This window comes from Pseudofrankia coriaricola (assembly GCF_001854805.1).
Lineage (GTDB): Bacteria > Actinomycetota > Actinomycetes > Frankiales > Frankiaceae > Pseudofrankia.
Window position 1 is genome coordinate 1 of the sequence record NZ_MBLO01000121.1, and the last position, 10,219, is coordinate 10,219.

Consider the following 10,219-nt stretch of genomic DNA (forward strand, 5'->3'; position numbering starts at 1 on the left):
ACCGGGTCGGCTTCGCCCGAACCCTGCGCCTCGTCCGCCGTTCCGCCACCGGGACGGCGGACATTCCCCCCTGACGACTGGCACGCCCAGCTACCCCGGTTCCACGCCGAGATCACCCGCACGCTCAACCCACCGCGGCGCCACCGCACCTGCCCCCGCGTCGTCAAACGCCCCCGCCACAACAGCTACCGCGTCAAGAAACGCGACGAACCCGCCTCAATCCGCCATCCAGGCCCGCCAACGATCCGGCTCCACCCGCTCGCCCCACGCGCAGCATGACCACATCCCGGAAAGATCAAACTACGCTTCACGGCATTGGCTCCGGGACGGTCGTCGCGACCGCGACCGAAGATCTCGTCGAACATGAAAAGGTCTTCGGCCTGGTAACGGCCACCGCCGCCCTCGGCAACTCGATGGACCGCCTGACCCGGCAGGGGGTGCCGGTCGCCGGGGTCGCCGTCGAACCGTCCTGGGCCGGGCGGGAGAACATGTTCTCCTTCATCTACTCGGCCTCACCCGAAGTCGTCGGCCACTACATCCAGGCCGCTCGCGGTAGCAGGGTCGCCCTCATCACCGCCGACCAGTCGGCGGTGACCTCCGACACCACGACGGCGTACACGCGGGGCCTGAGGGCGGCCGGGATCAGCACGGTCGAGGCGTTCCCCTACGTAGTCGGCAGCAGCAGCCCCGACCAGGTGGCCAGCAAGATCGTGGACTTCGGCGCCGACGCCCTGCTGGGCCTCTCCATGCCGGACGACTTCGCCAAGGTCGTGCAGGCGACGCACACGTTGGGCGCCCACCTCGCGGTCAGCGTCGTGCTCACCGGCTACGACCACAGCCTACTGTCATCCTTTGGCCCGGCGCTCGCCGGCGTGTCGATGCCGGTGTACTTCCGCCCGTTCGAAGCAGGCGGTCCGGCGGTCAAGCGCTACCAGGATGCGATGACCCGCTACGCCCCGGAGTCCGGGAACCCGGACCAGCAGTTCGCGATGTTCACCTACATCAGCACCGACCTGTTCGTGCGTGGGCTCGACCTGGCTGGCCCATGCCCCACCCGCGCGGGCTTCATCGAGGCCCTGCGCGGCGTCTCCGCCTATGACGCCGGCGGCCTCATCGCACCCATTGACCTGCATGACTATTCGGGTAAGCCGCTCTCCTGCTATGCCTTTGTCCAGGTAACCGCCGCCGGCACGGCGTTCGAGCCGGTTCGAGAGCGCATGTGCGCCGACGGCAGCACCAGCTGACGCTGTCGTTCGCCCGAGGCGGGCGTCCTGGACAGCCAGAGTGTGCACGCGACCGACCGGGGCGGGCCGCATGGCTACGACGGTGGCAAGAAAGTTAATGCTCAAGCGTCATCTGCTCGTCGACACCCTCGGCACCGCGTTGGCGGTCTGCGTCAGTCCGGCCAGCGTGGACGACCGCGAGGCGGCGATGGTCATGCTGTCCCGGGCTCGCGGCGCCTTTCGTCCGGCTCCGGCGGAGCGGTACTCGGCCGGCGTGAGGCCGTACGCCCGGCGGAAGGCCCGGCAGAAGGTGGTGGCGTCGGTGAAACCGCACAGTCCAGCGACCGTCGCGATACCGACTTCACGGCGGCGCGGGTCGTCGAGCGCCCGCCGCGCCCGCTCCAGCCGCTGTTCACGGACGTAGGCGGCTGGAGAGGTGCCGAGGTCACGGAACAGCGAGCTGACGTAGCGCACCGATACGCAGTGCCGCTCAGCGATCGTTTCCGGTCCGAGGCGAGGATCGGCGAGGTTCTCCCGGACGAAGTCGCGCATCATACGCAGCAGTGCCTCCCGACCCGCGGCCCGCGGCGCCGCGGTGCCGTCTGCCGATCGGAGAGCCGTGGCCAGCAACTCGCCCGCGGTGTGCGCGAGTTCGGCACGCTGTTGCGTGTCGTGGAGTTCGTCCTCGACATCGCCGAGCTCCCTCAGGAACGCCGACAGCACGCGCAACGTGGGAAGCGTCGATGGCAGCGACCGGGCGCACATCTCACTGGGATCGCCGAACCAGTGCCGCATCTCGTCATGGGACACCTTCAGCACCGTCTGGCCGATCGCGGTGGGCCACCTGAACCGGTACGGGCGCGAGGCGTCCCACAGCACCGCGTGACCGGCACGGACCTCGGCCCACCTCCCGTCCTGTTCCAGCAGCCCGGGGCCGCCCTGCTGGTGCAGCAGCAGCATGTAGTCGGACCTCGGGGCTCCGGTCACATGCCGCCGTGAGCGCAGCACATCCATCGACTGCGAGGCGAGCCGCACCAAGGCTGTCGCGGGCGAGTAGACGGTGACGTCGACGGTTCCGCGGAAATCCGACGCGACGCGGTCGATGCCGCAGGGCGCGAAGCTGTCGCTGCAGATCTGCGCCCATTCGTCGGCGCTTGCGGCAGTCAGGGTGCTCACACCGGCAGCATCCGCACAACAGGTTCCAGCCGGATGAACGACGCGTTGCGCGGACTTTGCGTCACACCTCCCGTGGCTCCTGCCGTGCTGAAAACGCCGACTCCGCGGTGCCTGGAACGCCGGCTCCAGGCCGCTGCAGGCAACTACCTTCTGGCCACGGCAACCGGACCCAGCCGTGGACGGCCCTCGCACACGCAGGAACAGGAGCAACATCGTGAGCAAGCCTGAGTTCTTCGTCACACCCGGCTACGGGGAGAGGAACCTGGAGCTTTTCCATTACTCGCAGGCGGTGAAGGTCGGCAACCGGGTGGAGATCTCGGGGCAGGGCGGCTGGAACGACGACTGGGAGTTCCCCGAGGCGATCGCGGACGAGATCGTTCGCGCTTTCGAGAACGTCGAGCGGACCCTTGCCATGGCGGGCGCTGGCTGGGAGGACGTGATCCACGTGAACTCCTACCATCTGCCGCTGGACGAGGAGACGGTCCAGGTGATGGCCGACCGCTTCCGCCATCACATGCCCGACCAGGCCCCGGTCTGGACGTGCACCGGGGTCCCGGCCCTGGGCGACCCCAAAATGCGCGTCGAGATCCGCGTCACCGCCGTCCTCCTGAAATGAACCCAGCAACGGAGCCCGTCGTGACCGTGCCCCACACCATTGTCTTCGCCACCAAGCGCAAGCCCGGCCTTACCCGCGAGGAGTTCGCCGAGCACTACCACACCGTTCACGCCCGACTGGCCCGCAAGCTCCCCGGCCTTGTCGAATATCGACAGACGCTCTTGCGTGAGGACTACCAATGGCACGGCCAGAGGTGCGACTACGACGCCATCTCCGTCTACGTCTTCGAAAGCGACGAGGCCGCCGAAGCCGCCTGGAAATCTCCCGAGGGCATCGCCGTCGACGAGGACACCGGACTGTTCATCGACTGGGACACCGTCATTGCCTATCCCGGCACCACCACCATCTGCCACCAGCCCTGAGTCCAACCGGCGGACAGCCGACCGCGACGCCGGCATCGGCAGGCCGAGCCAGGGTGCCGTCTGGATCACCCGAATCGAGCGAGGTAGATCACTATGCCAGCTGACGACCCTCCCGCGGACGCAGCCCACCGACCAGCGCCGGCGCTGAGCCTCCGGCACATCAGTAAGTCCTTCGCGGGGCAACGGGCGCTCGCCGACGTGTCCTTCGATGTCCCCCCTGGCGAGATCACCGCTCTGCTCGGGATGAACGGCTCGGGCAAGTCGACGCTGATCAAGATCCTTGCTGGCGTGTACGAGCCTGACCCTGGCGGCACTCTGCACATCGCGGGCGAGCCGGTGGCCCTGCCCCTGCGGCCGGCCCAGGCACACGTCCGCGGTCTGCGCTTCCTGCACCAGGACGTCGGCCTCGTGGAGGCGTTGTCCATCGCGGACAACTTCGCCCTCGTGGACAGGTTCCGCACGCGCGGCCCGTTGCGGGCAATCGACCGCCGGGCGCAGCACGAGCACGTCGCGCGGGTTCTGGCGTTCTTCGGCGTCGACCGGGATCCCGGAACCCTGATCTCAGCCCTGGACCCGACTACCCGCACCATGGTCGGCGCGGCCCGGGCTTTCCAGGACCAGGACGGCTCTACCGAGGAAAGTTTCCGCAGGAACGTACTCGTCCTCGACGAACCGACTGCCTCCCTGCCCGCGGAAGAGGTGGACAGGGTCCTGCGGACCCTCGAGCGGCTGCGGGCCGCCGGCGGCACTGTCATCTACGTCAGCCACCGCACCAACGAGGTACGCCGCATTGCCGACCACCTGGTCGTCCTACGCGACGGACGGCTCGTCGCGGACCAAAAGCTGGGGGGCCTGAGCTCGACGGGGATCGTCTCCCTCATCATCGGCCAACGATTCGCCCAAGAAGCGAACGGCGAACGTCCCCCAAGCCGGGGAAGCGGTGCGGGAGACGCCGTGCTGGCCGCGGAAGATCTGGTCGGCAGACGGTTGACCGGTGTCGGGCTCCGCCTTGCCGCCGGGGAGATCCTCGGCATCGCGGGACTGGTCGGCTGTGGCCGCAGCGAGCTGGTCCGGATCCTCGCCGGCTCCGAGCAGCCCAGCGACGGCCGGATGACGGTCGACGGCCTGCCCTACGCGCCGAGCTCGCCCGCCGACGCCGTTGCCCGGGGTGTCTCCTGCGTACCGCAGAACCGGCACTCCGACGGCTGCGTCCTGCCGATGACCGTGCGAGAGAACCTCTCTCTCGGGCGGTTGCGCACCTTCGTCACTGGCCCCGGCCTGCTCCTCGGGGACGCGGAGAACGCCGACGCGGTCCGGTTGATCGCCGACTACTCGGTAAGGCCCGCTGATCCCACCCGGCCGATCGCCACCCTGTCCGGAGGCAACCAGCAGAAGGTCGTGGTTGCTCGGGCGGCGAGCCGCCGAGGCCGGGTACTGCTGCTCGACGAGCCCACCCAGGGCGTCGACGCGCTGGCCAAACAGGAGATAGCCACCACCATCAGATCGCTGGCGTCCGACGGCACCGCCGTGCTGCTCGCGTCCAGCGACTTCCAGGAACTCGCAGCCCTGTGTGACCGGGTCCTGGTCCTGGACCGCGGCGCGCAGGTCGCCCTGGTCGAGGGCGACGACATCACCGAGGAAAAGCTCACGCTCCTGTCCACCAGGGCGCAAGCTCCAGCCCACCTCAAGGAGCCAGCATGACCACGTCAGCGATGGAGGCGACGACGGAACAGCCCGCGCAGACCCCGACGTCGCCCCGGGACGCAGCCCGGCGCACGTGGCGCAAGGTCGCGGGCAGCGCAATGTCCGGCTATGGGGCCCTGATCTTCCTGATACTGATCGCTGCCACGTTCTCCGTGGCGGCTCCTACGACCTTTCCCACCTGGGACAACGCCAAGGCGGTCCTCGCCGACCAGTCGATCCCCGGGATTCTTGCCCTGGCCGCGATCCTCCCGCTTGCCGCGGGCGAGTTCGATCTCTCCCTCGGCGGGGTGCTCGGCTTCAGCGCGATCTTCGCCACCTGGGCCTCCAACGGGGGTCTCCCATGGCCGCTCGTCGCGCTGCTCACCCTGCTGCTGGGCGCCTGTATCGGAGGCCTCAACGCGTTCCTGGTCGTCAAGGTCAGGGTCAACGCGTTCATCGCCACCCTCGGCGTCAGCACCCTGCTCGCCGGAGGCAATCTCTACCTCACCAACAGCTCGCTGCTGACCCTCGATTCGCATTCCTTCGCCCAGCTGACCATCACTCGCGTCGGTGGAATGCAGGTGGTGCTCGCCTACTTCCTCGCCCTCGCCGTCGTGCTGTGGTTCGCGATGGAACGCACGCCGTTCGGCCGGTATCTGCGAGCCACCGGCATGGGCCGGGACGCAGCCCGGCTCAGCGGAGTCCGCACCGGCCGCTTCCTGACCACCGCCTTCGTGGCCGCCGGCGCGTTGGCAGCGCTCGCGGGCCTCCTGCAGGCGTCGAGGTCTGGCAGCGTGCCACCGGGCATCGGACCGGACTTCCTGCTCCCCGCCTATGCCGCGGCCTTTCTCGGCGCCACCACCATCAAGGCCGGCTACTTCAACGTCTGGGGCACGGTCGTCGGCGTCTTCCTGCTGGCGGTCGGCTCCAACGGGCTGACCCTCCTCGGCGCCCAGACCTGGGTGACCAACCTCTTCAACGGGGCAGCCCTCATCGTCGCGGTCGCGGCCTCCGTCCTACTCACCCGCAGCCGGACCGCCCGCGCCTCGACCTGACCCCAGCGGTTCCTGCCCTGCCAACCGCACGCTTCCACCTGGCCGCCTGCCCTTCCTGCCGTTCCTCCCAGTTCCAAGGAGAAACTCCACATGCCCTTGCCCAGATCCCGCGCGCCCTTGGCCTTGCTCACCGTCGCCACGCTCACCGCGGTGCTGTCCGCCTGCTCCTCGTCGTCGGCCGGCCCATCCGGAGATTTCTCGGCGACCGGGCTCCAAGAAGCCACGACGTTCGTCGCTAAGTACCAGGCCAATCTAACGTCCGCAGGAATACCCGCCTCCAGCCCGCCGGTCCAACCTGGGCGTTTGATCATCACCGTCCCGTGCAGCTACGCGGCCGAGAACTGCAAGCGCGGAGTCGACGCCTTCGCCGAAGCCGCCAAGACCGTCGGCTGGAAGACCAAGATGATCGACCCCGCGGGCGACCCCGACAAAGCACGCGCCGCTGTCGGGACCGCGATACGACTCAAGGCTGACGGCATCTTCTTCGTGGCCGGAAGCGGCGATCAGCTCCAGCCCGCCCTCAACGACGCCCGGGCTGCGGGACTCGCACTCGTGGATCTCGATGGAGGCCCCTTCAAGGAGGGGCAGTTCGACACCACCGTGGAGCCGGACGGCTACGAGTACGGCCTGGTGATGGGCGCCCAGATGACCGTCGCCACCAAGGGCAAGGGCAAGATCATGTTGGTCAACGACCCCGAGTTCCCCTCCGTCGTGCAGTACCACGCGGGCGTGCTGGCGGCGCTTAAGAAGTACTGCCCCGGATGCGAAGTCACCGACGACATCAGCTATCAGATCGCCGGCCTGTCAACCAGCCTGCCCACCCAGTTCCAGGCGGCGCTCACCGCACATCCCAACACCGACATGGTCTGGGCGGCCTACGACGCCGCGGCCAGCGCCATCCTCCCTGTCATCCAGCGCAGTACCAACGGCGGCAAGATCCAGCTCGTGTCCTCCGACGGCAACGCCGCCAACCTCGGCTACATCAAGGCCGGCCAGGTGCAGACCGCCGACGTCGCCGCCCCCACCGAGTGGGCGGCCTACCAGTCCCTGGACCAGATGAACCGGATCTTCAACAAGCAGGACGTCCCGCTTTCCGTGCCGAGCCCGTTCAAGCTGATTACCAAGGACAACCTCACCACGATCCCCTGGGACGGCGACGTGGACTGGCGGAGCGCCTACCTCAAGCTCTGGCAGGCGAAGGCCTGAACCAGACTGGCCAGAAACCCCTTTCCCCTCCTGGATCCCGCACGCTCACGCCCACCCGCGGCAGTCCGCCGCACATTTCCCGCAAGGCGGCCTGCCGCGGGGGAACAGTGACGGCACAGTTCGGCATTAACGGACCGGTCGTCCCGTCGCTGTCGTGATCCTCTTCAGGGTCCTCAAGTCTTGCCGCGACGGCTTCGCCTACGGCGTCGGAAGGCCATTCCGGCCTCCGTCATCGGCATCATGCTCCAGCCGGCGGATCGGCGCTTCGCCGACCGCACCCTTCCCGGGAGCCGGCGCCGTCTTCAAGGAAGGCTCGGGTGGTTCCGGAGACTGTCCGGCCGCCGGTGGGGTAGCCCGGGGGGATCTCGCCCCGGGCTACCCGACCGTTAACTTGACACCCCCTGTGCGACAGAACCGCGCGTCGAACACTCTCCATAGAGTGGGGCGATCTGAATAGAGTGGGGCGATCTGACCAGCGAGGGTTGACGGCATGTTCGGCGATGACGGACGACGCGCTCAGTTCCAGCCGGTGCTCGACGCGTGGGCGATGGCGTCGGGGACGGTGGACCCGTGGAAGCCAATGCGGTCAATCACGGGGCGGAAGACGCCGGGGGCGCGGGCCACCAGGGCGTTCTTCCGCGGACTGACGATGACGTGGGCGCGGCGTTCGACGCCGTTGACGATGTCGTCGACGACCTGGTCGAGCGGGATGGTCTTCCATAGGAATTTCTCATTGCCTCCCCCGAGAATTTCGCCGGCGGGGTCGGCCTTGACCTGGTCCATGAGCGGGGTGCGGAAGAAGGTGGGATGGGCGCTGCCGACGCCGACGCCGAGGTGGCGCAGTTCAAGCCTGGTGGAGTCGCACAGGGCCGCGGCCGCCTACGTCCGGTTCGCTCGGGAACGTCCCCACGAGTTCCGCATCCTGGTCGACCCGCCGGACGAGCCGGAGACACTCGACCGCATCGCTTCACTCATCGAGGAGCAGAACGCCAAGCTCACGGACGTGCTGCGCGACGGCATCGCCACGGGGACGAGCCGCCCCGACCTCGACCCGGATCGCGTCTCGACCGTCCTGTGGGCCACGATGAACGGACTTCTCGCACTGGCCTGGCGGGCCGACAAGCTGCGGCCCGACGCCGACGAACTGGACGCCCTTCTCGCCACCTACGTCGAAACGATCGCCGACGGGCTCCGCCGCAGGGCAGCGCACTAACTAGTCCCACCCTCCTAGTCCCACCCTCGCCGCCGACCGGCGGCGGGAGATCGCAGATCTCCGGACCGGGACACCTAGTGCGGCCCCGCGTAAGTCCTGCGGGGGTTCAGTCGGTGGTGTAGGTGAGGTCTGCGTGGTAGAGCTCGCAGGCGTCGTCGAGGGCTTGGGCGGGGGTGCCGGTGGGCTCGCCGCCGGTCATCCAGGCGGGCTGGTAGCGCCTGCGGTTGTCGTTGTAGAGGGCGTACTCCCAGGCGCCGGGCTGGCTGGTGAGGGTCAGCCGGAACAGCGGGTAGGGCTCGGCGTCGGGTGGGTCGTCGGGGAGGGTGACGTCGATGTAGGCGTGGGCGCCGTGGTAGCGGACCGCGAGCGCTCGCAGCGTCGGCCAGCGTTCGGCGCGGCGCGCGGCCAGCTCGGTCTCGAGGGCCTCGCGGGCACTGTCGGGGATCGTCGCCATGGCACCATGGTCGACCCGGCGGCGCGCCGCCGGGTCGGGCCGGTGCCTGATGGTGCAGATCGTGGTGGGTGGCTGATCCTCACATAACACTGACCGCGTCGCAGCGGGCGCGGCTGAAGAAGCTCGCCCGCTGCGCCCGCGCCGAGTGGCGGCGGGTGAGCCGGGCCCGGATCCTGCTGGACGCCGCCCACGGCCGGCGCCACCCGGACACCGCCCGGCGCAACCGGGTGCACGTCGACACCGTCCGCCGGCTGTGTGCCCGGTTCCGCGCCGAGGGCGAGGCCGCCCTCGGCGACCGGCCGCGGTCGGGCCGGCCGCCGCGTTACGGCCCCGACGCCAGGCTCGCGATCGTCTCGGCGGTGACCGAGGCGTCGCCGGAGGCCGACAGCCACTGGTCGCACCGCCTGCTGGCCGAGCACCTGGCCGACACGGTCGGGATCTCCGAGGCGCAGATCGGCCGGATCCTCAAGGACCTGGACCTGCGGCCGCACCGGGTCCGGGGCTGGCTCAACCGGCCGGCCGACCCCGACTTCGCGGTGAGGGCCCGCGCAGTCTGTGATCTCTACCTGAACCCGCCCGCGGGGGCGGTGCTGCTCTCGGTCGACGAGAAGACCCAGGTCCAGGCGGTCGCGCGGCGCCACCCCGACCGGCCCGAACGGCCCGGCCTGCGGACACGCCGCGAGTTCGAGTACGTCCGGCACGGCACCGTGAGCCTCTACGCCGCGATGGACGTGACGACCGGCCAGGTCCTCGGCGAGATCATCCCCGGCCGGAACGACTCGACGAACTTCTGCTGGTTCCTCACCCAGCTCGACCAGGCCATCGACCCGGCACTGAAGATCCACCTGATCCTCGACAACGGGTCGGCGCACACCTCCCGCCAGACCCGGGCCTGGCTCGCGGCACACCCGCGCTTCACGGTCACCTTCACCCCGAAGCACGCCAGCTGGCTGAATATGGTCGAGATGTTCTTCTCCACCCTGACCCGCCGCCTCCTGCGGCGCGGGAGCTTCACCTCCCGCGAGGACCTCGCCGGCAAGATCCTCAACTTCATCGAGGTCCGCGACCGCGACGCGAAGCCCTACCGCTGGACCTACACTGGCGAACTCCTCAAAGCCACCTGAAACCGACGCAGTCACGACCCCCGCAGGACTTACGCGGGGCTGCACTAGCCAGCCAGCGACGCCTGGCGTGCGGGCGGGCCCTCGGCTTCGGTGCCCTGCCGCGATGG

11 protein-coding genes and 2 pseudogenes are annotated in these 10,219 nt (G+C 69.1%); 10 read left to right on the forward strand and 3 right to left on the reverse strand.

The window, feature by feature from the left end:
- The 3 genes and pseudogenes from BCD48_RS52925 to BCD48_RS53790 form a co-directional block, all read left to right on the forward strand.
- Nucleotides 1-279, forward strand: a 279-nt coding sequence (locus BCD48_RS52925; RefSeq protein WP_206745015.1) for a hypothetical protein, incomplete at its 5' end; no start/stop codon positions are given.
- Nucleotides 276-1,244, forward strand: coding sequence for an ABC transporter substrate-binding protein (locus tag BCD48_RS17790; protein WP_071049552.1), 969 nt, complete (start codon nt 276-278; stop codon nt 1,242-1,244). The genes BCD48_RS52925 and BCD48_RS17790, both read left to right, overlap by 4 nt.
- A gap of 9 nt (nt 1,245-1,253) precedes the next feature.
- Nucleotides 1,254-1,464: pseudogene (locus BCD48_RS53790) on the forward strand (transposase); the annotation flags it as partial.
- Nucleotides 1,465-1,490: 26 nt separating this feature from the next.
- Here BCD48_RS53790 and BCD48_RS17795 read toward each other — a convergent pair.
- Nucleotides 1,491-2,612: pseudogene (locus BCD48_RS17795) on the reverse strand (helix-turn-helix domain-containing protein); the annotation flags it as partial.
- A 1-nt stretch (nt 2,613) separates the two neighbouring features.
- On the opposite strand from BCD48_RS17795, the gene BCD48_RS17800 reads away from it, so the two are divergent.
- The 5 genes from BCD48_RS17800 (at nt 2,614) to BCD48_RS17820 (ending at nt 7,321) form a co-directional block, all read left to right on the forward strand.
- A complete protein-coding gene (locus tag BCD48_RS17800; RefSeq protein ID WP_071049554.1) occupies nt 2,614-3,015 on the forward strand; it encodes a Rid family hydrolase in 402 nt (133 codons plus the stop codon).
- 20 nt (nt 3,016-3,035) lie between these two features.
- Entirely contained in the window at nt 3,036-3,377 is a 342-nt protein-coding gene (locus BCD48_RS17805; RefSeq protein ID WP_071049556.1) for an EthD domain-containing protein, read from the forward strand.
- A gap of 93 nt (nt 3,378-3,470) precedes the next feature.
- Entirely contained in the window at nt 3,471-5,078 is a 1,608-nt protein-coding gene (locus BCD48_RS17810) for a sugar ABC transporter ATP-binding protein (RefSeq protein ID WP_071049557.1), read from the forward strand.
- Nucleotides 5,075-6,115, forward strand: coding sequence for an ABC transporter permease (locus tag BCD48_RS17815; RefSeq protein ID WP_071049559.1), 1,041 nt, complete (start codon nt 5,075-5,077; stop codon nt 6,113-6,115). The genes BCD48_RS17810 and BCD48_RS17815 overlap by 4 nt, the downstream gene beginning before the upstream one ends.
- Before the next feature lie 90 nt (nt 6,116-6,205).
- On the forward strand, nt 6,206-7,321 hold the full coding sequence (locus tag BCD48_RS17820) for a sugar ABC transporter substrate-binding protein (RefSeq protein WP_083418810.1): 1,116 nt from the start codon (nt 6,206-6,208) through the stop codon (nt 7,319-7,321).
- Between the two features lie 516 nt (nt 7,322-7,837).
- On the opposite strand, the gene BCD48_RS52300 is transcribed toward BCD48_RS17820, so the two are convergent.
- A complete protein-coding gene (locus BCD48_RS52300) occupies nt 7,838-8,104 on the reverse strand; it encodes an SDR family oxidoreductase (protein WP_071049563.1) in 267 nt (88 codons plus the stop codon).
- Between BCD48_RS52300 and BCD48_RS46605 the strand changes: the two genes are divergently transcribed.
- Nucleotides 8,103-8,534 (forward strand): TetR-like C-terminal domain-containing protein, encoded by a 432-nt coding sequence (locus BCD48_RS46605; RefSeq protein ID WP_198543291.1) that lies wholly within the window; start codon nt 8,103-8,105, stop codon nt 8,532-8,534. The genes BCD48_RS52300 and BCD48_RS46605 overlap by 2 nt on opposite strands.
- A gap of 106 nt (nt 8,535-8,640) precedes the next feature.
- On the opposite strand, the gene BCD48_RS17835 is transcribed toward BCD48_RS46605, so the two are convergent.
- A complete protein-coding gene (locus BCD48_RS17835) occupies nt 8,641-8,988 on the reverse strand; it encodes a hypothetical protein (RefSeq protein WP_071046596.1) in 348 nt (115 codons plus the stop codon).
- Nucleotides 8,989-9,056: 68 nt separating this feature from the next.
- Between BCD48_RS17835 and BCD48_RS17840 the strand changes: the two genes are divergently transcribed.
- A complete protein-coding gene (locus BCD48_RS17840; RefSeq protein ID WP_071046595.1) occupies nt 9,057-10,112 on the forward strand; it encodes an IS630 family transposase in 1,056 nt (351 codons plus the stop codon).
- Nucleotides 10,113-10,219 lie beyond the last annotated feature (107 nt).

What these genes read in the sequence shown, in the direction of transcription:
- BCD48_RS17790 (WP_071049552.1), top strand. Translation starts at nt 276, where the DNA reads ATGACCACATCCCGGAAAGATCAAACTACGCTTCACGGCATTGGCTCC.
- BCD48_RS17810 (WP_071049557.1), top strand. Translation starts at nt 3,471, where the DNA reads ATGCCAGCTGACGACCCTCCCGCGGACGCAGCCCACCGACCAGCGCCG.
- BCD48_RS17815 (WP_071049559.1), top strand. Translation starts at nt 5,075, where the DNA reads ATGACCACGTCAGCGATGGAGGCGACGACGGAACAGCCCGCGCAGACC.
- BCD48_RS17820 (WP_083418810.1), top strand. Translation starts at nt 6,206, where the DNA reads ATGCCCTTGCCCAGATCCCGCGCGCCCTTGGCCTTGCTCACCGTCGCC.
- BCD48_RS46605 (WP_198543291.1), top strand. Translation starts at nt 8,103, where the DNA reads ATGAGCGGGGTGCGGAAGAAGGTGGGATGGGCGCTGCCGACGCCGACG.
- BCD48_RS52300 (WP_071049563.1), bottom strand. Translation starts at nt 8,104, where the DNA reads ATGGACCAGGTCAAGGCCGACCCCGCCGGCGAAATTCTCGGGGGAGGC.
- BCD48_RS17835 (WP_071046596.1), bottom strand. Translation starts at nt 8,988, where the DNA reads ATGGCGACGATCCCCGACAGTGCCCGCGAGGCCCTCGAGACCGAGCTG.